This window comes from Staphylococcus sp. HMSC034G07, from assembly GCF_001835975.1.
Taxonomy (GTDB): domain Bacteria; phylum Bacillota; class Bacilli; order Staphylococcales; family Staphylococcaceae; genus Staphylococcus; species Staphylococcus ureilyticus.
This window is the reverse complement of the sequence record NZ_KV826593.1, coordinates 277,631-303,367: the sequence shown is the minus strand read 5'-3', so window position 1 is coordinate 303,367 and position 25,737 is coordinate 277,631. Positions and strand designations below refer to the sequence as shown.

General features: G+C 32.5%; 18 protein-coding genes and 1 pseudogene. 15 read left to right on the top strand and 4 right to left on the bottom strand.

Going from position 1 to position 25,737, the window contains the following annotated elements:
* Positions 1–211 precede the first annotated feature (211 nt).
* Positions 212–1,753 carry a sodium/proline symporter PutP gene (gene putP / locus HMPREF2586_RS02730; RefSeq protein WP_046206784.1) on the top strand — a complete coding sequence of 514 codons (1,542 nt, stop codon included), beginning with the start codon at positions 212–214 and terminating at the stop codon, positions 1,751–1,753.
* 261 nt (positions 1,754–2,014) lie between these two features.
* Here the strand turns inward: putP and HMPREF2586_RS02725 are convergent, their stop codons facing one another.
* Positions 2,015–2,626: an undecaprenyl phosphate transporter UptA gene (locus HMPREF2586_RS02725; protein ID WP_070812622.1), complete on the bottom strand. Its 612-nt coding sequence runs from the start codon at positions 2,624–2,626 to the stop codon at positions 2,015–2,017.
* A gap of 378 nt (positions 2,627–3,004) precedes the next feature.
* Between HMPREF2586_RS02725 and HMPREF2586_RS02720 the strand changes: the two genes are divergently transcribed.
* The 4 genes from HMPREF2586_RS02720 (at position 3,005) to HMPREF2586_RS02705 (ending at position 8,059) form a co-directional block, all read left to right on the top strand.
* Complete coding sequence (locus HMPREF2586_RS02720; RefSeq protein ID WP_070812636.1) at positions 3,005–4,282, top strand: pyruvate MFS transporter; 1,278 nt, start codon at positions 3,005–3,007, stop codon at positions 4,280–4,282.
* Positions 4,283–4,331: 49 nt separating this feature from the next.
* A complete protein-coding gene (locus HMPREF2586_RS02715) occupies positions 4,332–4,616 on the top strand; it encodes a putative quinol monooxygenase (protein WP_046206786.1) in 285 nt (94 codons plus the stop codon).
* A gap of 393 nt (positions 4,617–5,009) precedes the next feature.
* Positions 5,010–5,708, top strand: a complete 699-nt coding sequence (gene budA / locus HMPREF2586_RS02710) for an acetolactate decarboxylase (RefSeq protein WP_046206787.1) — start codon at positions 5,010–5,012, stop codon at positions 5,706–5,708.
* 434 nt (positions 5,709–6,142) lie between these two features.
* Entirely contained in the window at positions 6,143–8,059 is a 1,917-nt protein-coding gene (locus HMPREF2586_RS02705) for an FUSC family protein (protein WP_107521710.1), read from the top strand.
* Between the two features lie 143 nt (positions 8,060–8,202).
* On the opposite strand, the gene HMPREF2586_RS02700 is transcribed toward HMPREF2586_RS02705, so the two are convergent.
* Positions 8,203–9,414: a 5,10-methylene-tetrahydrofolate dehydrogenase gene (locus tag HMPREF2586_RS02700; RefSeq protein ID WP_070812621.1), complete on the bottom strand. Its 1,212-nt coding sequence runs from the start codon at positions 9,412–9,414 to the stop codon at positions 8,203–8,205.
* A complete protein-coding gene (locus HMPREF2586_RS02695) occupies positions 9,395–10,570 on the bottom strand; it encodes a hypothetical protein (protein WP_019470069.1) in 1,176 nt (391 codons plus the stop codon). Before HMPREF2586_RS02695 ends, HMPREF2586_RS02700 begins: the two co-directional genes overlap by 20 nt.
* Positions 10,571–10,748: 178 nt before the next feature.
* Between HMPREF2586_RS02695 and HMPREF2586_RS02690 the strand changes: the two genes are divergently transcribed.
* From HMPREF2586_RS02690 to uidA, 10 genes and pseudogenes are all read left to right on the top strand, one after another.
* A complete protein-coding gene (locus HMPREF2586_RS02690) occupies positions 10,749–11,162 on the top strand; it encodes a DUF2188 domain-containing protein (protein ID WP_019470070.1) in 414 nt (137 codons plus the stop codon).
* Positions 11,163–11,459: 297 nt separating this feature from the next.
* On the top strand, positions 11,460–12,155 hold the full coding sequence (locus HMPREF2586_RS02685; RefSeq protein WP_064209284.1) for a GTP pyrophosphokinase: 696 nt from the start codon (positions 11,460–11,462) through the stop codon (positions 12,153–12,155).
* Positions 12,156–12,248: 93 nt separating this feature from the next.
* Positions 12,249–12,974 carry a MerR family transcriptional regulator gene (locus HMPREF2586_RS02680; RefSeq protein WP_070657971.1) on the top strand — a complete coding sequence of 242 codons (726 nt, stop codon included), beginning with the start codon at positions 12,249–12,251 and terminating at the stop codon, positions 12,972–12,974.
* A gap of 156 nt (positions 12,975–13,130) precedes the next feature.
* Positions 13,131–13,814, top strand: a complete 684-nt coding sequence (locus tag HMPREF2586_RS02675; RefSeq protein WP_019470073.1) for a GntR family transcriptional regulator — start codon at positions 13,131–13,133, stop codon at positions 13,812–13,814.
* A 34-nt stretch (positions 13,815–13,848) separates the two neighbouring features.
* Positions 13,849–15,399 (top strand): gluconokinase, encoded by a 1,551-nt coding sequence (gntK, locus tag HMPREF2586_RS02670; protein ID WP_019470074.1) that lies wholly within the window; start codon positions 13,849–13,851, stop codon positions 15,397–15,399.
* A gap of 192 nt (positions 15,400–15,591) precedes the next feature.
* Entirely contained in the window at positions 15,592–16,950 is a 1,359-nt protein-coding gene (locus HMPREF2586_RS02665; RefSeq protein WP_019470075.1) for a gluconate:H+ symporter, read from the top strand.
* A gap of 492 nt (positions 16,951–17,442) precedes the next feature.
* Positions 17,443–18,513, top strand: coding sequence for a YkvI family membrane protein (locus HMPREF2586_RS02660; RefSeq protein WP_019470076.1), 1,071 nt, complete (start codon positions 17,443–17,445; stop codon positions 18,511–18,513).
* Positions 18,514–18,648: 135 nt separating this feature from the next.
* Positions 18,649–19,863: a helix-turn-helix domain-containing protein gene (locus tag HMPREF2586_RS02655; RefSeq protein ID WP_070657969.1), complete on the top strand. Its 1,215-nt coding sequence runs from the start codon at positions 18,649–18,651 to the stop codon at positions 19,861–19,863.
* A 521-nt stretch (positions 19,864–20,384) separates the two neighbouring features.
* Positions 20,385–21,788 (top strand): annotated as a pseudogene (locus HMPREF2586_RS02650) (MFS transporter).
* Between the two features lie 36 nt (positions 21,789–21,824).
* Complete coding sequence (gene uidA, locus HMPREF2586_RS02645; RefSeq protein ID WP_046206795.1) at positions 21,825–23,618, top strand: beta-glucuronidase; 1,794 nt, start codon at positions 21,825–21,827, stop codon at positions 23,616–23,618.
* A 390-nt stretch (positions 23,619–24,008) separates the two neighbouring features.
* Here the strand turns inward: uidA and HMPREF2586_RS02640 are convergent, their stop codons facing one another.
* A complete protein-coding gene (locus HMPREF2586_RS02640) occupies positions 24,009–25,733 on the bottom strand; it encodes a glycoside hydrolase family 3 protein (protein WP_064209287.1) in 1,725 nt (574 codons plus the stop codon).
* Positions 25,734–25,737 lie beyond the last annotated feature (4 nt).

Here is a 25,737-nt window from a genome sequence, read left to right as displayed (position 1 = left end):
GAATTAAAAGAATAAGTATTTAACCCTATAATTGTAAAAATACACATATTATTTAAAACGATAAAAACAGCTTAATAACAATTGTTTTGAGCGTGTTGAAGGTGATTTGGAATGTATTTGCAAAAACTATTTTTTAAATAGCGGTTTAAAAATTTTTAAACTTTTGTATAATAAGTGCATGTAACAAAATTATACAAAGGGAGTTTATTTTATGTTTACTTTGGGAGCATCGTTATCGAGTCAAGTAAATCCAAACTGGCAGACATATATTATGCTTGGTGCGTATTTTGTTGTGCTATTAGTCATTGGATATTACGGCTATAAGCAAGCGACAGGTAATATCAGTGAGTATATGTTAGGTGGTAGAAACATAGGACCTTATGTTACAGCATTATCTGCTGGAGCATCAGATATGAGTGGTTGGATGATTATGGGATTGCCCGGTGAAGTTTATACGACAGGGTTATCAGCTGCATGGTTGGCAATCGGTCTGACTATTGGTGCATACATAAATTATCTCGTTGTAGCCCCACGATTACGTGTGTATACAGAAAAAGCTGGAGATGCAATAACATTACCTGATTTCTTTAGAAATCGTTTAGATGATCAATCAAATGTGATTAAAATTATATCAGGTGGTATTATTGTCGTGTTCTTTACACTGTATACTCATTCTGGAATGGTTGCAGGTGGTAAATTATTTGATAGTGCTTTTGGTTTAAACTACCATTTTGGATTATTATTAGTTGCTATTATTGTAATTGCGTATACTTTCTTCGGCGGATATTTAGCCGTGTCGTTAACGGACTTTTTCCAAGGGGTAATCATGTTAATTGCTATGGTCATGGTACCAATAGTAGCGATGATGCAATTAAGTGGATTGGATACTTTATCGCAAGCGGCAGATTTGAAACCGACAAACCTTGATTTATTTAAAGGTACAACGGTTATTGGTATCATATCATTCTTTGCTTGGGGCTTAGGTTATTTTGGACAACCACATATTATTGTGCGTTTTATGTCTATTAAATCAGTGAAACAATTACCGACAGCAAGACGTTTTGGCATAGGTTGGATGGCAATTAGCTTACTGGGTGCAGTTGGTGTAGGTCTTGTAGGTATTACATTTGTCAATCGTGGTGGTGTAACACTTGAGGATCCAGAAACATTGTTTATATTAATGGGTCAAATATTGTTCCATCCACTTGTGGGCGGTTTCTTACTTGCAGCTATTTTAGCAGCGATTATGAGTACGATTTCGTCACAATTATTGGTGACATCAAGTTCATTAACTGAAGATTTTTATAAATTGTTCCGTGGTGAGGAAGCAGCAAAAAAACATGAAAAGGAATTTGTTTTTGTGGGACGTATGTCAGTTGTTTTAGTTGCAATTGTTTCAATTATCATTGCATGGTCACCTAATGATACAATTTTAAATCTTGTAGGTAACGCTTGGGCAGGTTTTGGTGCTGCATTTGGACCACTTGTATTAATGAGTTTATATTGGAAAGGTTTAAGTCGTACTGGTGCAGTCAGCGGAATGATTTCAGGTGCAATTGTTGTAATTGTTTGGATTGCGTTTGTTAAACCATTAGGTGAAATTAATGATTTCTTTAATTTGTATGAGATTGTTCCAGGATTTTTAACAAGTTTAATTGTTACCATTTTAGTTAGTAAAATGACGAAGAAACCTCAAATTGATGTAGAAGGCGATTTAGAAGAAGTTCGTCAAATAGTAAAAGGTAATAAGTAATCATTATCATAGTAGTTTGATAAAGGGGTAGTATTTTGATTATATAAATATTAAAAGCGCACATAAGTAATAGAAAATTTTCTGCTCAAAATTTTAGGGAGAAATTAAAGATCGTGAAAGACTAACTTCAAAGGGGGAAGTTAGTCTTTTTTTATAAAAAAATCAGACAAAAACCCTACGGATTTTGTCTGATTGCTAAGATAGATATCAGTTATACGAGCAAATGACGTAAAAAGTTTTAAACTAAAGCAAAGCGTGCACTTATTGATGTGTGCGATTCTTTTTGTAGATACGAATAAAGAGATATACGACAGCTATAGCGATGATGACATACATAATATATGAATAAGTGTGTAAGCCATTCATTAACGTATCAAAACTGTTGCTCAACATGCTACCTAAGAAGATGAGTGCAATGTTCCAAATTGTAGTACCTATTAACGAAAGAATAGTAAATAATACAATATTCATTCTATTAATGCCTGCTGGTATGGTGATTAATACGCGTAAAACAGGAATAAAGCGACAAAGAAAGACTGCAATAGCACCGTATTTTTTAAACCATTCATTAGCGCGAGCAATATCTTTTCCTTTGAGTTTGATCCATTTTCCATATTTATCAACAAAACGATATAAATGTGCTTCAGAGACGATACTACTGATGTAATAAAGTATGATTAAACCGATTAACGATGAAATGGTAGATATGATAAAAAGTAAAGGTATGGATAAATCAGATTTAACTGTCATCAGTCCTGCAAATGTCAAAATAATTTCAGATGGAATAAAAGGTAATATATTTTCTAATAGGATTAATATTGCAATAGCAGTATAACCCCATGAATTTATAAAGTTTGTCAGTATTTGTTCCATGGCGATAAGTGTCGCTCCTTTTCTTAATCAAACATGATGGTATTTTTTAATTACTTCTGTATTATAATCTAAATTAATGTGTAATGCATATTTAAGGTAATATAAAGATAATTAATAAATTTGTTGCCTTGAAATTTCAATGCACTGACGGATTTAAGAAAAACTTATTTCAACTAATATTATAGTGAAGATTTAGGTTTTTAAAGAACTGGTGTTAATACCTGTCACATAAACTGTGTACGCTGTTCATAAGAATGAATAAGGTATTATCATAAAATGAAAAAAGTAGTTGTAAGCGATTTCATATTGTGGTAATATCTAGGCACACAATAGGTCATATGATGACTAGTGAAATAGGGAGAGAGTGTGGGTAAAAAAATGGAACAAAAAAGAACAAATATAAGATGGTATTTTGCTATTGCGTTTTTCATTATAGGTGTAATTGCTTATATGGATAGATCAAATATTTCCATTATTGCAGGACCTATGATGGAAGATTTACATATGACGAAAACACAGTTTGGTTTATTAGCATCATTTTTCTCGTTAGGGTATGCGTTGATGCAAGTACCTTCAGGTTTTTTGGCAGAAAAATTTGGCTCTAAAAAAATGTTAACAATTGCGCTCGTATGGTGGAGTGCTTTCACGATTTTAACTGGTGTTGTTAAAAATCATGGTTTATTATATGCTGTACGTTTTTTATTTGGTATAGGTGAGGCACCTATGTATCCTTCGAATGCAGTGTTTAACTCATTTTGGTTTGCTAAAGGTGAAAAAGGACGTGCTTCGAGTGCATTGTTAGCGGGTTCATATTTTGGACCAGTGATTGCACCTGTAGTTACGATTGCTATCGTTAATATGTTTGGATGGCAAGCTGTATTTTATATTTTTGGTGCTATTGGTATTGTCATTGCATTATTATGGATTATTATTTCAAAAGATTTACCGGAACAACATAAAATGGTAAATGAAGCAGAAAAAAAATATATTATGGAAAACCGTGATATCATAAAAACTGAAAAAAGTAACGCGCCGTGGAATATCTTCTTAAGAAGATTTAGCTTTTATGCATTGGCTGCACAATATTTTGTTGTACAATTTGTTGTGTCACTATTCTTAATATGGTTACCTACATATCTAACGGAACAATATAATGTCAAATTAACCGACCCTGATATGGCTTGGGCAGCAGGTGCACCATGGATTGCTATGTTCTTATTAATATTATGTGGCGGTGCAATCTCTGATAAGCTATTACAAAATGGAAAATCAAGATTTGTTGCGAGAGCGTCCATTGCAATCATCGGTTTTGTGGTATTTTGTATCTCATTATTCATGTCAATTCAAACAAACAATTTAGTAGCAAATGTGCTGTGGTTGTCATTATGTTTAGGCGGAATAGGAATTGCTACAGGAATGAGTTGGGCGGCAGCTACAGATTTAGGACGTAATTTTTCTGGTTCAGTATCTGGCTGGATGAATTTATGGGGCAATATCGGTGCATTGCTGAGTCCTTTATTAGCAGGTATGATGGTTGATATTGTTGGTTGGACAGTGACATTAGAATTAGTTATTATCCCAGTCGTGTTTGCAATAATTATGTGGTTTTTTGTTAAACCGGATCAACCGTTAATCATTGAAAAAGAAGAACTTTAATACTCTTATAAACAAACTTTGCAAGAGCGATTATCTCAGGAGGTTATATATGATTTTAGTAACTGCAGTAATGAAGATTAAATCAGAACATAGAGAAAATTATTTAGCAGAGGTTGAACGCTTAGTCATTGCAGCAAATCAAGAAGCAGGTGCATTATATTATGCGCACTTTGAAAATACAAATGAACCTCAAACTTTTGCTTTTATAGAAAAATATAAAGATCAAGCTGCTTTAGAAGCACATAATCAATCAGAACATTTTCAAACATTTTTTAAAGAAATAGAAACTTATTTACTTGAAGCGCCTAAAATAGAAGTTGCTACAATTAAATAATTAATAAAATAAGCGTATAGAAGATAAACATCTATGATTAACGCATAAGCGCCCGTTTCAAATTCAATTGAATAGAAACGGGCGCTTTCATTTTTTGAAATATTGAAGCGTATTAACTGAACATTTTCCTATGATGGATGCCATCTTGGTAAAACGAAGTTGACGTTTATTTATAGCTTGAATCGATATTTATAAATGAAATCAAAGTGTGTTTTATCATAGTTTTAAAGTAAAGCATATAAGGTTGATATCGAGAAATATTTAGGTTTCATTAATGCTTTGTGAGCACAAAGTTATTGGAAAACACAATTATATTGTATAATAATATGTTGTGAATTATTGTGAATAGTGAAATTCTTTAAAAAAGATACTGATATAAGGAGAGAAAATATCATGCTATATCAACATGGCACGCTCGGTACATTGATGGCTGGATTATTAGATGGCACTATGGAAATGAATGAAATTTTAAAACATGGTGATTTAGGTATCGGTACGTTAACAGGATCAGACGGTGAAGTTATTATATTAGACGGCATCGCTTATCATGCTGATGCACATGGTAATTTCAAACAGCTAGAGGGTAGTGAAATGACACCTTTTTCTACGGTCACACCATTTCAACCGGATGTTAGTTTTGAAGTGAGACATATTACTGATTCTGAATATGTATTAAATCAAACTAAAAGCCACGCTGCCAGTGAAAACTTATTTTTTGCGGTTAAAATATCTGGGAAATTTGAAAATGTACATGTTAGAATGATGCCAAAACAAGAAAAACCGTATACTAAACTAATTGAATCGGCTAAACAACAACCAGAGTTTCATTATGATCAAATTGAAGGTACGATCGTTGGTTTTTATGCACCAACACTTTTTCATGGCATAGCTGCCGGAGGTTTCCATTTACATTTTGTAGATAGAGATAAAACAATAGGTGGACATGTATTGGATTTTGAAATGAATCATGGCGATGTAGAAATAAGTAATATTGAAACACTTGAACAACATTTCCCAGTAAATAACGCGACATTTTTAGAATCTGATATTGATTATTCAACAGTGCACGAAGACATCAAACAATCAGAATAAAATTACTCGTTAAAGTAGAATATAGTAATGATTAAACATATTCATTATAACGATTTGTAGGAAATGCCCTAGCAGAAACCAATAAAAGTGTTAAAATAGTTTAGTAATCGTTAATTAAAATGTATCTGATTTCTCAACCAAAATTTGTGAAATGAACTATTTTGCAATGTACTTCCCCAGTTGTAGATTTATGTATTTGATAAAGTGAGCTGAAGGATAAATTAAAATATCTTTAATATTGTATAAAAGCAAAGTATTTATATTTAAAGCTATGTATAACAAGTTTTTCACAAAACAAAATGACCTTAACGGGGACGGGACTATGAGATCGAAATATAAATTTTAGATTTCTAACCCGTCTTTTTTATGTTTTGCCATCAAATCAGATGAAATATCATGGTTAAAATAAAATAAAAAGGAGAGGTGAATCGCCATTGATTAAATATTTAAAGTCACTCACAAAATTTAATGCTATGAAAATCGATGTTGCTAAAGGTATTAGACAAGCGATACTAATGTTTTTACCATTAATGATTGGTTATTTAGTCGATTATTTTTCAATCGGTCTATTAATTTCAACAGGTACGTTAGCACATATTTATGTGTTTGGCGGTACGGCAAAGTCTAAACTTCGTACAGTATTTTTTACTTCAATAGTATTTGCATTATCAATGATGTTAGGCACGTTGACCGTCAATCAACCCATCATATTTGGTATTTTATTATTGATTGTAGCAGTAATACCATATTATGTATTTAGTTCATTAAACATTCCTGGACCATCATCAACTTTTTTTATTGTGGCATTCAGTTTGCCAATTAATTTACCAGTTGCTCCAGATGAAGCATTAATAAGAGGTGTTTCAGTATTTATCGGAGGTTTATTAGCAACATTTGTAGTAATCGTGGTGATTTTACTTTCAAAAGAATCAGCTGAAGTTAAATCAATTAAAAATGATTATAATATTATAAAACAATTAGTTTATAATTTTGATGATCCAAAAGCATTTTCAAAAGCATCCCGATTTGCTGTGACTGCTTTTAGAAATACTGATAACCAACTCATCACTGCAAGTTCTGCCAAATCTCAAAAGTCACCACAATTCCAACGTTTAATATTGCTACATAATATTGCACAAGGTATACATTCAGAATTACTGGAATTAAATGAAAAAAATGTACGGCCTTTACCTCAAGATATTAAATTGATGGTAGACTACGTAATCAATTTAGTATATACGCAAGGTAAGACAAATAAAACATGGACTCGCCAAGTTGATATTGATGAAGCTTATCAAAAACTTGTAGATAATATATTCAAAGTTGATGCCATAATGAATGCAAATGATGCACAACTGGAACACGAAGTGGATATACGTGTACCTATTTATGGTCATCGATTAGTTACGAATTTGACAATAGATTCATTTGTCTTTAGAAATACTATACGCTATATCGTTATTATGGCAATTGCGATTTTTATCGCATTGATGTTTGATTTTGACAAAGCATATTGGATTCCACTTAGTACGCATACAGTATTATTAGGTTCAACTACATTACACAGTTTTGAACGTGCTGGATCAAGAGGTATCGGTACGATTATAGGTGTACTTGTACTGTCATTAATACTATTGTCTACACCACCTGTACCTATCGCTATATTACTCCTTGCGGTTGCAGCAGGTATAACAGAAATATTCGTTGGAGCAAATTATTCATTTGCAGTTATATTTATCACAATTCAAGTTATATTATTAAATGGTTTAGCATCGAACCATCTCTCGATTTTAATAGCACTTCCACGAATTATTGATGTGATTGTTGGTATTATTATTGCTGTTGTTTCGCTACTGATCATAGGTAGAAAGACTGCTTCTTCAATGTTACCAGGCACGCTTGCTACAGTAGCTCGTAATGAAGCAGTGTTATTCCATTATTTATTTTCAAGCAACAAATACTCATCGAGAGAGCGAGATAAAAAAGAAATGTTGCATTTAAGTGTTCAACTAAATAATATGAAACAAATATATAATAGTGCGAATGGTGAAGTATTTAGTAATAAAAGGGTTATACAATACTATTATCCTAGTATATATGCACTAGAAGAAATCAGCTTTATGCTGACGAGGGCATTAAGTAATGAAAAACGTTACCATATTAATGATGAAACCATGGGAGAGTATTTGTTAGTATTTGAAAACATTGCTAAACACTTTGAAATCGGTTCTAATATCAATGTTCAAGAAATGGCAACTTTACCACAATACATGCACATTAGAACTTCTTTAATGAGTATTCAACATAATTGTCAAAATGCAAGACAAGCAAATAAATTACCTCATGAATAATGCAAAACAAGCCAATGTTACGGTAGTTAATATCCGATGACATTGGCTTGTTTTATATTTAAAATTTAATGAAGTGTTTTGTGAAGTCTTTACAAATATGGAAAAATAACAATGCTCTAATAAGCATTGCTACTTTCCGATATCTAGTTGGAATCTTGTTGTTTTCTAGCTTTTTCTTCTTCTTCTTGTCTTTTTTCCTTTATATCTTCTTGTGCTTTTCTTTGTTGTTGTTCTTGTTGTTGTTGTTCTTTATGCAATTGCTTGTATCGCTGTTTTTGTCTATATCCGTAAGTACTTTCAAGTATGAGTGCTTCATTATTTAGACCAACACCTATTGCACCAGCTACAGTCGAAATTGATGCAGCAAACCAAGCTAAGTTTATGTAAGTTGTTAAACCTGCAGATGTTTTTAATTGTAATGCTTGACCTAAATAATCTGAGGGGAGCACAATTAAACTTGCAATCAAAAAGAGTGAGAACAAAATAAAGTAATAAATAATAACTGAAACAGTTAAAGTCATCGTTGTAGTTAAGTTGTATAAGGTAGTGATTTGCTTATTCGTGCTCTCTTTTTTTGATTCCCATAAATTATGTGCAATGATCATCCAAATCATCATACCGAAAATTGCTACAAGCATCATTAATAACAAGCGCCACTCAGAATATACAAAGCTTAAATTCCACATTGTCGTAAAAATGATTCCAAAGGCACCTGTAGTGAAGGCGATTGCCACAACATTACTTAAGCTTTTTAACATGTTAAATGGGTTGTTTGCAAATGTCATACCACTAACAAGACGAAAAATACCTTTAGACTTGGACGATACGTAATATTGCGTATGTTGTGAGGTAGTATTTTCAAAGTAAACAGTTCGTGATTGTAAATTTGATAAAGGAAACTGCGCATTCATCAATGACATAGCGTCATGATTATTGTTAATTTTTTCAGAATGCTTAAATTCATCTATTGCCTTTAGAATAGCCAATATAGTGTTTTGAATTCTTTTTTTGATTGGACGCCATCCATAAGCAGGGATAGAAATTAAACTAGCACCATTTTGTCTATTGATATCAATGGCAACTACTTTTTGTTGTTCAATCATCGGTAGGTCAGTGAGTCCAATTGTAAAATGCCATTGATTATGCTCTTGATAATCAGCAATTTTACTGAAAATTTGTTGGACGCTTTCTGCTGAACCAGTCAAAGGATCAATAATTGTATCGATTTCCCATTTAACTGAATGCTCATATTGCTCACTAAGGATGTGGGGCAAATCAATTTCAAGATTACGCGCTACTTTTTCAGTGACGCCCGGTGCAGCAATAATACCTATTTTAGCCGTTGTTGTGTTCATTTAATCCCTCCTCATGATGTGATTGTTTTTCGCCCTTGTAGTAATCAGCTTTTGCATATGCGCTAGAGCTATCTTCATCTTCTTGTTCCAGTGATTTAGATCTATAGTATTGTCTAAAAGAATACGTCACACGTTTAATTTTTTCAGCATTTTCAACAGTGGATCCCATAGCGCCAGCGAGTATACCTAATGACGTAATAAACCAAATTAAGTTAATATAATTTAAAATAGTTGGATGCTCACTGTTTAATGATGTCCAATTTGAAAACAACTCGGGAGGTACAAATAATATTGTACTTAGAGATAACAAGATATATAGTACTATAAAATTTAAAAAGGTGATGGTCAATAAGGTTGTGAAGGTCGTGATGTTATAAATAAAGCGATAAAGTTTTTGTGTATTAGCGCTAGGTCTTTCCCATAATTTATAAGAATAAATTAGCCAACCAACCATGCCTAATACAGATAGTAACATCAGTAAAATATACCGCCAATAACTATAATCAAGACTGATATCCCAAGGTGTAGAAAATATTGCTATATAAGTTCCTGTGGCAAATGAAACAGATATGATTTTTTTAAAATCAAAAATGGCAGACCAAGGTTCATTGGCAAAAGTCATGCCACAAATCAAATGAAGCCAACCTAAAAATGTAGATTTGGCAATGATACGGGATCTATAATTTTCATTATTATCCTTAGGTATGACTTCTTTAAATTGAGTCAATTTAAAATGCTTAAAGTTTAAAGTGTTTTTGTTTCTACCAGAAGAATGTAAATATTCAATAATAAATATTAAGCACTGTCTTAATTTCTCTTTTAACTTAAAGTTTCCCAACGCTGGTAATGATAAAAGTGCTGTTTTAGTATCGAAATCAATATCACATAATGCACTTTTATTTTTAGAAAAATTAGGTAAATCCGTAATACAAATTGTATAATCCCAATTTTTTTGTTGTTTCATATTGGATGCAATATCCAAAACTTTATCCATATGTTCCGCAGTCCCAATCATAGATGCAACGTGTATTTCAAATTGCCATTCCACGCCATTATCTACATGTTTTGTGAAATCTTTTGGGAGCTCTGAATAAATTTTGTTGATTAATTTATGAGGCATGTCAGGAGAAGGGATTAAGCCAATGGATAGATTCATGTTAGTTAAACCTCCTTTTATTTAACACTGATTCTTACTCATCATTCCCTTTCAATTAATGAACAAATCATAGTTGTCTTAAATATTTATATCATTTTTAATGCATTTATTTAGTTTGTTAAAGGAAAAAAGAGGTAAAAGAGAATTAATATAAGTTTGAATATGGAGGTTTTATCACATGCCTTGGACGATGGAAGATTATCCACAAAGTTGGAAAAATATGGAAAACTTGGAAAGAAAAAAAGCAATAGACATTGGAAATGCAATGCTTAAAGATGGATATCAAGAGGACAATGCGATTCCAATCGCTACGAAACAAGCTGAAGATTGGTACAAAAATGCGACTGAAGATGAATTGAAAGCGTTGAAAAATAAAAAAATCACTGTGCATGAACGTGATCAATCTGTAAATCCACAATTAAATCATAAAGATGTTCATGTCTATTATGAGAATAGTGAGTGGAAAATAAAGTCTGATGGTGCGAAACAAGCTACGGATAGCTTCGATAAAAAGGCAGATGCTATGAAGCGAGCACGTAACATTGCAGATAATAGAAGGACTCAGATTATTGAACATAAAATGAACGAATAGTGTGAAAAAACGTGAAGGCGAAGCTGAAAATGTATTTGATTTAGTAGAATAGAGACTTTTGTATGTATAAGTGAAAAAAACAAAACATGTCAATTGAAGTAGTTGGCTTTAGAACAAACAATAGGCAGCTATGGATTTTTATGAGCTTAAACAGCCGAAACTGAAAAATCCCCTTTCACATATCAAGTAATCTCTGACTCGAACCATTCATTGATAAATATTCACTGTATTGTTTCAAGTAGTCTTTAAATTTAGCTATAATGTTTGGAAAGAGATGAATTATTGGAGGTACGATTTATGTACATTGAACGTAAACCAACGTTGAATATGGATGATTTGAAAGAAGAATTTAAAGAGAGTTTATCATATATAAATAATTATGAAGAAGCATTTGAAATGGTCATTGATTTTGTTGCTTTAGAGCAATTATATTCATCCGCACTAAAAGAAATTAGCACTAAACTTGATATTTTAGACGATCATTTTCAACAATTGTATAAACATAATCCGATCCATCACATGGAACGTCGTGTTAAGGAAATGAGAAGTCTGATTAAAAAGTTAGATCGAAAAGGATATCAAATCAACACAGCGTCAGCGAAAGCATATATTTATGATATTGCAGGTATAAGAGTTGTTTGTAATTATATAGATGATATTTATGTTATTGAAGAATTATTGTTAAAACAGGCGGATGTTCAGTTATTAAAACGAAAAGATTATATTATGAATCCAAAAGATAACGGTTATAGAAGTTTGCATATTGTAGTGTCAATACCGGTGTTTTTAGCGAATTCTGTAGAAAAAGTACCAGTAGAAATTCAAATTAGAACAATAGGTATGGATATGTGGGCGAGTTTAGAACATAAAATACGTTACAAAAATAATAAAAATACAGAGGATTATAGAGAAATTTTAAAACAATGTGCCAATGAAATTACAACTGTTGAAAGTAAAATGCAAAATATTCATTCCGAAATTTTTGAGAATTAGAGTCTTAAACAAATATTATGCACTAAAAACGAATGTTACACTTGCTCGTTACGTTAGGTCACCATGTATGATTAACGTCAAGGAGGTTATTTTATGACACTATATCAAACAGGAGAACTAGCAAAGCATTGCAATGTAACAGTAAGAACGATTCAGTATTATGATAAAAAAGGACTCTTACAATCGATGCCATCATCAAGTAATGGTAGACGATTATTTGACGAACAAAGCAAAGTAAATTTAGAAATTATCTTAATATTGAAATCGATAGGTTTTTCATTGAAAGACATAAAAATATTACTAACAGACGACAAAAAGTTACAAGCAGTAAAAGTTATGTTACATCAAAAGAAAACTGAAATTAATGAAGAAATTGAAAAATTGAAACTTACTGCTTATCAAATGAAACAACTGGAAAGCAGTATCAGTGAAGATGCGCAAGCACCTATTGAAAAATTGATTAACACACATAAATATGTCATTCAAAATCAGCGTGGCATGACGTTATACATGCCACTGCTATATAAGCTGAGTCCTGCGATCATAATACAATATACATCTATCATCGCTAGCGTATTATTAAAAAAATGGATGCCTTTTTTATCAACATTACCTATTCTAGTAATTTATGCTGGCATTATGACAAAAGCGATATATCAACGTGTGAGTTATTTATGTCCGAATTGTCAACAAATATTTAAACCTAAATTGTCGACGTGGATGTTTGCTGCACATACACCTAAAACTAGAAAATTACAATGCCCGCATTGTTACCAAACACATCATTGTGTAACAACGTTAAAAGCAGGAAGTCATTAAAATGAAAAAATCGGTATGTCGAGTGAAAACTTGATATGCCGATTTTTTATGGAATTTGGAGACGTTCCGTATAATTGCAAGCGCTTGCAATTATACGGAATGTATATTACTATACTTGTATACAAGTATATCGATTGAGTAGAGAGGTGAAGTCGTTTGGAATATATTTATCCAGAACAATGGCTTGAAGGTGTTTCTAAAGGTGAAATGATTGCTTCGGAAATACGTTTAAGAATTGTTGATGGCATGATTACACCAGACACATTGTTAACTGAAAACCAAATTGCCAATGAATTTAATGTGAGTCGTTCTCCAGTAAGAGATGCATTTAAATTATTAAAGCAAGATCAGTTAATTCATTTAGAACGAATGGGTGCCTACGTTTTACCTTTTAATGATAATGAAAAAAAAGAACTGTATGATTTAAGAATTATGCTAGAATCATTTGCTTTTAATAAGATAAAAAAAGATAATCATGAGCAAATTGTTAAAGAAATGCGGAAACAACTAGAAATGATGAGAGTTGCTGTTAAATTTGAAGATGCAGAGGCATTTACAGAACACGATATGAAATTTCATGAAGTGACGATATTAGCTTCTAAACATCAGTATCTAAAAACATTTTGGAACAATTTGAAGCCAGTGATGGAAGCGCTTATCTTGTTATCCATGCGCAAACGTATGACTGAAAATCCGGTTGATTTTGAACGAATTCATCATAATCATGAAGTGTTTATCGATGCGGTTGCAAAGCAAAGTGCAACAAAACTAAGAGAAGCATTTCATTTGAATTTTGATGATGTTGGCGAAGATATAGATAGTTTTTGGATGAAAGAGTAATTGTGAAACAAGAGGTACAATAGGAGGAAAAACTATGAAATACATGATAGGTGTTGATATAGGTACGACAAGTACAAAAGCAGTGCTTTATGATGAAAAAGGGCAGTTTATTATGAAACATAATATTGGCTATCCTTTGCATACACCAAATGTGGAGGTGTCAGAAGAAAATCCTGATGAGTTATTTGATGCAGTATTGATGACGATTAAATATGTTATGAGGGAAGCCAATGTTCATAAAAATGATTTGAAATTAATTTCATTTAGTGCTCAAATGCATAGTTTGATTGCAATGAATGCAAGTCATCAACGATTAACTGAGAATTTGACTTGGGCAGATAATCGTGCGACAAAATATGCAGAAATGATTAAAGACAAATATGACGGTGACGCGATATACAGTAGAACAGGTACGCCTATCCATCCAATGTCACCTCTATCTAAAATATTTTGGATGAAACACGAACAACAAGAAATATATAATCAAACAGCGATGTTTGCAGACATTAAGACATATATTTTTTATCAGTTATTTGAAACCTATGTGATTGATCAATCGATGGCTTCATCTACTGGCATGTTTAACTTAGAGAATTTAGATTGGGATCAAGAAGCATTAGCGTTGTTAGGCATTCGTAAATCTCAATTGCCTGAAATTGTACCGACAACACATATATTAAAAGGAATGAAACGTCGTTACGCAACATTAATGGGTATTGACGAAAATACGCCAATTGTTGTAGGTGCTAGTGATGGCGTATTGTCAAATTTAGGCGTAAATGCGTTTAAAAAAGGTGAAGTTGCTGTAACCATTGGAACTTCTGGCGCCATAAGAACAGTAATAGATAAACCACGAACAGATTATAAAGGTAGAATTTTCTGTTATGTTTTGACGGAAGATCATTATGTCATTGGAGGACCAGTGAATAATGGAGGCGTGGTATTACGATGGCTACGTGACGAATTATTGGCGAGTGAAGTGGAAACAGCAAAACGTTTAGGCGTCGACCCTTATGATGTACTGACTAAAATTGCTAATCGTGTGAAACCGGGCGCAGATGGGTTGATATTCCATCCATATTTAGCAGGTGAACGTGCACCATTGTGGAATGCAGATGCACGAGGTTCATTCTTTGGCTTAACGCTAGCTCACAAGAAAGAACATATGATTCGAGCAGCGTTAGAAGGCGTTCTTTATAACCTTTATACAGTTTATTTAGCATTAGTCGAAGTAATGAATGAAACACCGTCCACGATAAAAGCAACGGGAGGGTTTGCTAAAAGTGAAGTGTGGCGTCAAATGATGGCAGATATCTTTGATACGAATTTAATCGTCCCAGAGAGTTATGAAAGCTCATGTTTAGGCGCTTGTGTACTTGGCATGAAGGCACTTGGTGAAATTGAAGATTTTTCTATTATTGAAGAAATGGTGGGTACAACAAATCAGCATCGTCCAAATCAAGATAATGTGAATGTTTATCAAAAACTCATTTCAATTTTCATCAATTTAAGTCGCTCATTAGAAGAACGCTATGCTGAAATCGCTACGTTTCAGCGTGAACATGTGGTTGAAGATAAATCGTAGATACGATTTATTGGTACAAACTGAGTGAATGATAAGCTATAAATAAAAATATGTAAATTCCATTTAAGGCTATCATTTCATTCAGTTTAAAAAATTTAAAATTTTAAACATTTAAGTAAGCGTTATCATTGAGAGGGCAAGCCCTTTTGATATTATGAACGATTATGTTAAGTGTTAAAGGGGAGAACAATTATGTTTGAAACAATTTGGCCATTAATTACAGTGGTTATAGGTATCGTTGTATTATTATCATTAATCATTTTCTTGAAGTTAAATACATTTATATCATTAATTATTACATCTATTATCACTGCTATTTTACTCGGAATGCCGTTAGATAAAATTATAGAAACCATTGAAAATGGTATGGGAAGTACTTTAGGTCATATTGCTCTAATTTTTGGTTTAGGTGCGATTTTAGGTAAACTATTGGCTGATGGTGGTGGTGCTACACGTATTGCCGATACATTGATTAAAAAGTTTGGACACAAACACGTACAATGGGCAATGTTAATTGCAGCCTTTATTGTAGGTATAGCGTTATTCTTTGAAGTAGGATTAGTACTATTAATACCATTAGTATTTACAATTGCAAAACGCGCGAATGTATCACAATTAAAACTTGGACTTCCTATGGTTGTAGCACTATCTGTGACACATGGATTCTTACCACCACATCCGGGACCAGTTGTAATTGCTAAAGAATTACAAGCTAATTTAGGTCATGTGTTACTTTACGGTATAATTATAGCAATACCTGTTACCATTATTGCAGGGCCATTATTTAATAAAGTGGCACAAAAAATTACGCCAACTGCTTATCAACGCGAAGGTGATATCTCAGCTTTAGGTGCGCAAAAAGAATTTTCAGAGTCTGAAATGCCTGGATTTGGTATCAGTTTACTAACTGCAATTTCACCAGTTATTCTTATGTTACTTTCTACAATTGTTCAGTTAGTGACGGGTAATGAAGAAGCGACAAATGGCTTTGAATCCTTCATTTACTTTATAGGTACTGCTGGTACAGCGATGTTAATTGCCGTTTTGTTTGCAATTATAACAATGGGTGTCAGACAAGGTAGAAAAAATGCTGAAATCATGGATTCTGTATCAAACGCAATCTATCCTATTGGAATGATGATTTTAATTATAGGCGGCGGTGGTACTTTCAAACAGGTACTGATAGATGGTGGTGTTGGTGACACAATAGCTAAAATGTTTGAAGGTACTGAAATGTCTCCTATATTACTAGCATGGGTAGTTGCAGCCGTTTTAAGAATTGCTTTAGGCTCATCTACAGTAGCCGCAATTTCATCAACAGGCATTGTATTGCCATTACTACAATCATCGGACGTGAATGTTGCATTAGTAGTATTAGCAATTGGCGCAGGTAGTGTTATCTTATCTCATGTGAATGACGCAGGCTTTTGGATGTTTAAAGAATATTTTGGTTTAACTGTTAAAGAAACGTTTCTAACTTGGTCATTACTTGAAACGGTTATTTCTGTTTCAGGACTAGTTTTTATTTTTATATTAAGTATCTTTGTATAATAAAATCACATAAAAACACATATAAATGGGTGTGTGTTACGAAATAGAGTCTGGAACATAAAGTTCTTGAACAAGTGAAAAAAGGCAATTTCTATTGAAATCATATAGAAATTGCCTTTTTCAATATTATTTTAATTATAGTTAGGTCATTGATTTACTACTTGGGTTAATATAGGTCCTTATTTTTAAAAATATTTTAATGTGAATTTAGACATAAATAAGTCGTAGTATTGATGAGTAACAATGAATAACACAGATGGACTGAATTAAATCATCTTCATGTTATTTTTCTAGGGTTTATGTTCCAAATGCTATATTGCATGAATTGCTTAGTCTTTTAAGTATTTCAACATAAATTATGGATAAAATGATAAAATTGAGTAATCGTAGAAATTTTAAGTAGTTTAGATGCCAAATATACAATAATCATAGTTATTATAATTGAAATTTTATTTAAGTTGTATATAGTAGACTCAATAAGGGGGTAACATGATGAAAAGAATATTACTGATTGCTAGTGCTTTTATCGGTGTCATCGTTGGTGCTGGATTTGCTTCTGGACAAGAAGTGCTGCAATATTTTACTAGTTTTGGTATTTTGGGCACTTTGGGTGCTATCATTACCACAGCGTTGTTTGCTTATGTTGGGATGATGCTTGTTTGGTTAGGGAGTAAGTTTGATACAGATTCACATAAAGTCGTTATACATAATATTACTGGAAAATCATTATTTGGAAAATTATTGGGATGGATTATTGATTTAGTCATTATCTTTACTTTGTTTGGTGTCGGTGTAGTGATGATTGCAGGTGCTGGGTCAAACTTAAATCAACAATTTGGGGTACCATCGCTCGTTGGTACATTATTAATGACTGTATTAATCATCCTTGCAGGAATGTTAAAGGTAGAAGGTGTAGTTAAAGTTATTGGCAATATTACGCCGTTTTTAATTATTTTTATATTAATTATTTCGATTTATAGTTTCTTAACTACAAATGTACCATTTTCTGAATTAAATACAATTTCAGATGCGAAACCTTCGACATTACCTAATTGGTTTGTTGCAGGTATTAATTATGCTTCATTTAATACAGCAGTAGGTGCTTCAATGGCTATTGTAATGGGTGGAGCAGAAAAAAATTCAAAAGTAGCAGCAATTGGAGGCTTAGTAGGTGGCCTGATATTGGGTGCTATGATTGTCTTAAGTCATTTAGCAATTTTTACACAAATCAATATTGTCGGTAATATGGAAATGCCTATGTTAGGTATTGTGAACCATATATCACCAATTCTAGGTATCATTATGGCAATCGTGATATTTGGTATGATTTTCAATACAGGACTAGGTATGTTTTATGCATTTGCAACACGTTTCACTGTTGTAGATTCTATACGTTTTAAGATATTTTATACTATTACAATCCTTGTAGGACTTTGCTTAAGTTTTGTCGGATTTACAGATCTGGTAGCAATCTTCTATCCATTAATCGGTTATTTAGGTTTGGTGCTTATCTTTGTCTTATTCTATGCGCCGTTTAAATTAAAATTGGGTAAGAAACAATAGACACAGAGTGATCAATAGCCTTACATGCCTAAATATATAAAATACTAAAAATAAATTAAATATTTTTTATTCATTTGATACTCTATTCCTTAATATTTAGATATAATAAAAATATAAGGAATGGGGTGTTTTTTTATGAAAAATGAAACGCTAGAAATATTGCAAATGCATGCTATACAATTGTTGGGTATTCAGTTAGAAGGTTATGATATGGACAACATAAATGCAATTAGTAACCATATTAAGACACCTTTTATGAATACTACCAAAAAACAATATAGAAATGAGTTGAAACATTTTATTGTGCATATGCAAAGTAATAAAATTTATCACTATAAAAATAGTTTTAATGTTAGCTTTTTGATTTTTAAATTTAAAAAATATAGAAAAATATATATTATTGGGCCTTATATGGATAAACGACCCAATGAGCGCCAATGTAATGAAATGTTACTTAATTTAAATATTAAAATTTCTAAGCTGCCTACACTGAAACAATATCTACTTAAAATACCAATATGTCATCATGTTAAAGCACAAAAAATGTGTCGTTTAGCAATTCGTTTTTTGAAGAAAAGAAATATTGTCTATGAAACGGTAGAAATTGACTTCAGTTTTCATGCAAATGAAACATTTTTAGCTGATTCTAAGCTTCAAAGTGATTACACATTACAAGAAATAGAATATAGATATAATTTAGAAAATCAATTGTTGACTGCAGTAGAAAACGGAAATGTCGAAGAAGCATTAACGATTTTAAAAAAGATGAGTTTGTCTGTGACTGGTTTACGACGAGTGAAGGATGATCTATCAAATGAACAATATAAAGCATATTTGATCAATACTTTATGCCGTAAAGCTGGTGAAAAAGCGGGTGTAAGTCTTATACATATCGATGAAATATCCGCTCGATATGCTGCAATGATTGATCGGACATTGGATGTAGAAGTATTGGAAGAATTAACGTATGCAATTGTAAAGGAATATGCAGAAAGGGCTATGAAAATTAAAGCGAATGCCTTTAGCCCTAAAGTAAGTAAAGTGATTCAATATATTGAAAGAAACTTAGATAGTAATTTAACTTTAGAAGAATTAGCGAATTATGTGAATTTGGCACCTAGTTATCTATCAAGAATTTTTAATCAGGAATGTCATCAATCTTTATCACAATTTATTACAGCACTAAGAATAAAAAAAGGGCGTGACTTAATAGCGCGGACAAAAATGACTGTTGCCGAAGTGGCAAAATATGTTGGTTTTAAGGAACAAAGTTATTTCGCACAATGTTTTAAAAAGCAATATGGCAAGACACCATTGAAATATCGGACGGAACATAAAGAATTTTATTAGTAGATATAATGAAAAATCAGAAAATTAAATATTCAATAAAAAAATTGTAAAAAAATTAGGAAAATATCAAAAAAATCATAATTATCTCTGAAAATAATTAAAATAGCACCAATTCACATTAAACTTAGAGCTAATTTAATATTTTCCGCGCAATTGTATGTAATAAAGTATAGTATCAATTTGGATTGGCGTTATTACAGACTTTAGCAATAGTTGAAAAAAAATAGCATAGATGGATAAGTAAGACACAATTTTAACAACGTTGTTATTTTTTATTGACTATTGTCATTATAAAAATATAATAAAAGTAAGAGCTCTATCAAAAAGTGTTAAGGGTGTATGCACGTGAAAATAATAAGCGAATCTATTCTAGAGGGTTAAAAATTTTTATGTACGTAAGAAAACGCTTTCAATTCTATGGGGAAAGTTATGATTGATGGCCACATTCAATAAAACAGACTATGAAACTGCAAAGATGAGGTGCACAAATGTTGTTTCGATAGTGGAAAGAGGTAATCCTTATGGTTACAGCCAGATTAAAACCGGCAAATAAGAAATTGAAAAAATTTAACGAAATTGAATCACCGAAATTAAAATTCAAAGAAAAACTAGCTTATGGATTTGGGGATTTAGGTAACGGATTAATGTTTGATATGGGGCAAATTTATTTACTGCTTTTTTATACAGATATTTTGGGAATTCCGTCTGCCGTTGGTGGTCTCGTATTTTTAGTTGCTAAATTTTTCGATGCATTTGTAGACACGGGTGTAGGAACTCTTGTCGATAATCAGAAGAATTTTTCAAAGCGAGGAAAATTTAGACCATTTATTTTATATGGGAGCGTTCCTTTAGCAATATTGACTGTTTTAACTTTTATTTCTCCTGATATCAGTGAAACAGGTAAAATTATATGGGCATTTGGAACATATTTACTATTCAATGCTGCTTATTCTGTCGTGAATATACCTTATGGTTCATTGTCTGCCTCAATGACGATTAATGCGGATGATTGAACACAATTATCAGTGTTTCGTAATTTAGGGTCACAAGGTGCCATGTTTATTTCAGGCATTGTTATTATTCCGTTAGTAAGTCTATTTCCGAATCATGCGATTGGTTATCCGATTGCAGTAGGAATACTTGCAATTGCAGGTGTCACACTACATATGTTGTGTTATAAGGGGGTTAAAGAGCGTCATACAATTGAACGTCCGCAAGTAAAAGGTTTAGGGCGTAAAGCGTTTTTTAATTTACTGAAAAATAGACCATTTATAATTTTAGCAATTTATACATTGCTAACGATTACTGCTTTATTTTTACAACAAGGTGCGCAACTATATTATTACAAAAATGTACTTGGTTTTGATAATTTAATAGGAATTGTAAGTACATTGAATTTTATTGTTTTAATACCAGCATTATTCCTAACTACTTTCTTAAGTAAAAAAGTAGGTAAAAAAATGACAGCAGTCATAGGCGTAAGTGGTTTTATTATTTTCCAAATTGTGAACTTTTCGTTATTTTCAGAGCAAATTGTACTTTTCTTAATATTTAACACGATTGCACAATTATTCTTAGTTATTCCAAATACGGTGACATGGGCGTTTATAGCTGATGTTGTAGAATACGGACAATGGCAATCAGGACTTAGATCTGAAGGTATTATTTATGCAAGTTATAGTTTTACTAGAAAAATTTCACAAGGCTTAGCAGGTTTTATACCAGGTATGGCATTAACAATTATTGGTTATGTACCTAATGCGGCACAAACGCCTGATACAATATTCGGTTTAAAAATATTATTCTTTGTGGTACCCGCGGTCATTTGTTTAGTTGCAGTGATACTTTTCTTCATTGCATACCCATTAACAGATCAGAAACATAAACAAATTGTTAAAGAACTAGCACTTAGAGAGGAATTATAACTATTTTGTATTTAATTTTATGAGAGGAGCATTTATATGCTATATCCAGTAACAAATGAACAGAGAAGTATCATAGACTTAAATGGTGTTTGGCAGTTTAAATTAGAAGAGAACTATGATCAAATAGATGTAACGAAACCTTTGGACACTGATTTAGTTATGGCAGTACCTGGTTCATATAATGATCAAGGCGTGACTGCAAACATACGTAATCATGTAGGAAACGTTTGGTATGAAAGAATGTTTACGATACCTAATGTACTATCAGATGAACGTATTGTGTTGAGATTTGGTTCAGCTACACATAAAGCAACTGTTTATATCGATGGTCAAGAAGTCACATCACATCAAGGAGGATTTCTACCATTTGAAGTGGAATTAAATCAAAAATTCTCTACAGGAAAACATCGTTTAACGGTTTGTGTAAATAATATATTAGACGAAACGACTTTACCTGTTGGTAATTATAGCGAAACCACAGACAAAGATGGTAATTTGATTAAAAGAAATAAACCTAATTTTGACTTTTTCAATTATGCTGGTTTGCATAGACCCGTTAAAATTTATACAACACCACAAACATTTATAAAAGATATTGAAATTGTTCCAGAAGTTAAAAATAATGTGGCAGATATAAATTATAATGTTTCCATCAATGAACCAGTGGATGATATCTTAATTAAATTGATAGATGAAGCGGGAAAGGTTGTAGCAGAAACGACTGGTGCACAGGGTTCTATCAAGGTTGAACAGCCGCATTTATGGCAACCTTTGAATGCTTACTTATATCATTTAGAAGTAACGTTAGTAGATAATAACCAAGCTGTAGATAGTTATACTGAGCGTTTTGGTATACGATCTGTGGAAGTAAAACAGGGGCAATTTTTAATCAATGATCAACCGTTTTATTTTAAAGGATTTGGTAAGCATGAAGATACCTATTATAATGGCCGAGGATTAAATGAAGTAACAAACGTTATGGATTTCAATCTGATTAAATGGATTGGCGGTAACTCATTTAGAACGTCACACTATCCTTATTCTGAAGAAATGATGCGATTGGCAGATGAACAAGGTATTGTTGTCATAGATGAAACAACTGCTGTCGGCGTGCATTTAAACTTTAGCACTGTATTATATGGTGTGTCTACAAGAGATACATTTAAAGAAATTGGAACGAAAAAAGCACACGAATCTGTTATCAAAGATTTGATTGATAGAGATAAAAACCATGCATGTGTAGTAATGTGGTCAATAGCTAATGAACCAGCTTCAACTGAAGAAGGCGCAAAAGAATATTTTGAGCCCTTGGTCAACTTAGCACGTTCTTGCGATCCACAAAACAGACCTGTAACAATCGTAACCATTTTAATGTCACAGCCGGATAATTGCCAAGTTCAAGATTTAGTAGATGTATTATGTCTGAACAGATATTACGGATGGTATACACAAACAGGCGACTTGGAAGCTGCTAAAGAAGCTTTAAGAACTGAGTTAGATGGTTGGAGTGAAAAACAACCGCATAAGCCAATTATGTTTACAGAATATGGTGCGGACACAGTAGCAGGATTACATTCACTAAATGATGAATTATTTACGGAAGAGTACCAAATTCGTTATTATGAAGCAAATCATGAAGTCATTGATCAATATCCACAATTTATTGGTGAACATACATGGAATTTTGCAGATTTTGAAACATCTGCAGATATTATCCGTGTCCAAGGAAACAAAAAAGGAATATTCACGCGTGAACGTCGCCCTAAAGCAGTTGCACATTATTTCAAGAAACGTTGGGAAAACATACCTAACTTTGGCTATAAATCATAAACAACTAAATACAATTATAAGTATATTCACCCTGAAGCCTATAACAAGCTTTAGGGTTATTTTGGTTTTATAGAAAAGGGGGTATCAAATTGAATAATATGATTTAGCGGCATTATATATAATAAAATGTATTTTGTATGTTTAGTAAGTTTTAGTATAAATTAGTTTGTTTAGCTTTATGATCGTTATAAAAGGAGACAAAAGAGTACTGTGTTGACGCTGTAGATAATAAAATACGTGAATGTGTACAGTTCGAACAAACATACTCTAGCTATACCCATACGAAAGTATTTCAATATAAAAAGGACTAATCTCATTTTAATGTGAGAGATTAGTCCTTAATTTAAGCATAGGTATTATATCCTAAGCATGATATTATAACTCGCTTTTTTATAATTTTGCTTGCCATTTTTCTGTCCATACTAAGTCATTATATTGACCTTTAAATTCACTTTCTCCCATGATCTTATCAATGGTTTGTTTAATATTTTCTCTGTTGGAATGATAAGCGTTTATATAAGCTTTAACCATTGTTGCATCATGCAAGTGAGTCGTGAAATTGGTAGAAATAAACACGGTTGGTACTTCATGTACATACCACGGTATTTCATTGCTCATGGCTGTACCCCATTTAATGCGATAGTTATTTTCAGCAGCATAGCCGATAATATTTGCAAATACTAACGCAGCGTCTACTTTTTCACGATATTCTAATGTTTTACCTTTAATACGTGTTGAACCATCATTTAATGTCACATTAAATCCACGAGATTCGAGTTCTTTTATAATATCATCTGTGACGTTATTCGCTGATTTATAGATGCCATCTTTTTCGCCTTCGATCACATAAAGCATAATATTTTTATGTGTTTCAGGTCGGATAGGTAATTGATTTAAAGTGTTTTTTACAAGTGTTATGCCTAAATCAGCTGCTTCTGCGCGCATTTCTAAATGTTCTGTACAACCGATAATATCTAATGCTTCTTGAGGTTGAATGATTGAACCGTCTTCTTGTTTCATGTGAAGATTGAGTTGTGCTTTTAAACCTAAGATACGTCTTACGGCATCATTTAATCTCTCTTCTGTGATGACCCCGTTTTTATAACCATTGAGCATAAATTGGTAATCTTCTTCCAAATCATTGAAGAACAAGAACATATCACAACCAGCTGCAATGGCTAATGGAACATAATCTTCGCGACGCATAGAAGCAGTCATACCTAACATATGGCTAGCATCAGTAACGACTAAACCATTAAATTTCATATCATCTTTTAGTAAATCAGTAATTAGTTCAGAAGAAAGAGTTGCAGGTAAAATGTCTTTATCTTCGAGACTTGGATTTAATTTTTTTGAATAAGCAGGTTGTGCAATATGTCCTGCCATTATCATCTGTACACCGCGATCAATGTGATGTTGATAAACTTTTCGGAAGCTGTCGTCCCATTCCTCGGTAGATAGTTCATTTACTCCAAGCACCAAGTGCTGGTCACGCTCTTCCGTACCGTCTCCAGGGAAGTGTTTGATACATGTAATCATATCGCGTTCAGCATTAAAGCCGTCAATAAATGCACTTGAATATTTAATAACTGTTTCAGCATCTGTGCCATATGCACGTGTATTAACGATTGTATTGCGCCAATTCTTAAGTATGTCTACACAGGGATCGAAATTAATGTGTACACCAAGTGCTGAGGATTCACGTGCTGAAACGAGACCAGCATTATATGAAACTTTTGTATCTTGGGCAGCTTCACATTGAGCAGCACTTGCGATATATGTACCATCTTTACATGCACCATTTCCTCCTGAATCACAGTTTGCTGCTACAAGCACTGGAACTTTCGTATGCCTTTGTAAATCATTGAGTAAGTTTTGAACTTCTTCTTTGTTTCCACCTTCATATCGAGCGCCACCAATGTGATAACGTTCAAGTATATCTTTATTAGTTAAGTCTGCGTCAAAAAATTTTTTGCCACCTTCTAAAGAAAATAAGTTAAAAAATAATTGACCAATTTTTTCTTCGTCTGTTAATGTACCAAGTGTTTCTTCTACCCATGCTATTTGATTGTCATTTAAATGATAGGGTGATGCTGTCAAATCTACTTTAACCATAGTG

What these genes read in the sequence shown, in the direction of transcription:
- HMPREF2586_RS02685 (WP_064209284.1), top strand. Translation starts at nt 11,460, where the DNA reads ATGTACATTGAACGTAAACCAACGTTGAATATGGATGATTTGAAAGAA.
- HMPREF2586_RS02680 (WP_070657971.1), top strand. Translation starts at nt 12,249, where the DNA reads ATGACACTATATCAAACAGGAGAACTAGCAAAGCATTGCAATGTAACA.
- HMPREF2586_RS02660 (WP_019470076.1), top strand. Translation starts at nt 17,443, where the DNA reads ATGAAAAGAATATTACTGATTGCTAGTGCTTTTATCGGTGTCATCGTT.
- gntK (WP_019470074.1), top strand. Translation starts at nt 13,849, where the DNA reads ATGAAATACATGATAGGTGTTGATATAGGTACGACAAGTACAAAAGCA.
- HMPREF2586_RS02655 (WP_070657969.1), top strand. Translation starts at nt 18,649, where the DNA reads ATGAAAAATGAAACGCTAGAAATATTGCAAATGCATGCTATACAATTG.
- HMPREF2586_RS02720 (WP_070812636.1), top strand. Translation starts at nt 3,005, where the DNA reads ATGGAACAAAAAAGAACAAATATAAGATGGTATTTTGCTATTGCGTTT.
- putP (WP_046206784.1), top strand. Translation starts at nt 212, where the DNA reads ATGTTTACTTTGGGAGCATCGTTATCGAGTCAAGTAAATCCAAACTGG.
- HMPREF2586_RS02665 (WP_019470075.1), top strand. Translation starts at nt 15,592, where the DNA reads ATGTTTGAAACAATTTGGCCATTAATTACAGTGGTTATAGGTATCGTT.
- HMPREF2586_RS02725 (WP_070812622.1), bottom strand. Translation starts at nt 2,626, where the DNA reads ATGGAACAAATACTGACAAACTTTATAAATTCATGGGGTTATACTGCT.
- HMPREF2586_RS02715 (WP_046206786.1), top strand. Translation starts at nt 4,332, where the DNA reads ATGATTTTAGTAACTGCAGTAATGAAGATTAAATCAGAACATAGAGAA.
- HMPREF2586_RS02690 (WP_019470070.1), top strand. Translation starts at nt 10,749, where the DNA reads ATGCCTTGGACGATGGAAGATTATCCACAAAGTTGGAAAAATATGGAA.
- HMPREF2586_RS02695 (WP_019470069.1), bottom strand. Translation starts at nt 10,570, where the DNA reads ATGAATCTATCCATTGGCTTAATCCCTTCTCCTGACATGCCTCATAAA.
- uidA (WP_046206795.1), top strand. Translation starts at nt 21,825, where the DNA reads ATGCTATATCCAGTAACAAATGAACAGAGAAGTATCATAGACTTAAAT.
- budA (WP_046206787.1), top strand. Translation starts at nt 5,010, where the DNA reads ATGCTATATCAACATGGCACGCTCGGTACATTGATGGCTGGATTATTA.
- HMPREF2586_RS02700 (WP_070812621.1), bottom strand. Translation starts at nt 9,414, where the DNA reads ATGAACACAACAACGGCTAAAATAGGTATTATTGCTGCACCGGGCGTC.
- HMPREF2586_RS02640 (WP_064209287.1), bottom strand. Translation starts at nt 25,733, where the DNA reads ATGGTTAAAGTAGATTTGACAGCATCACCCTATCATTTAAATGACAAT.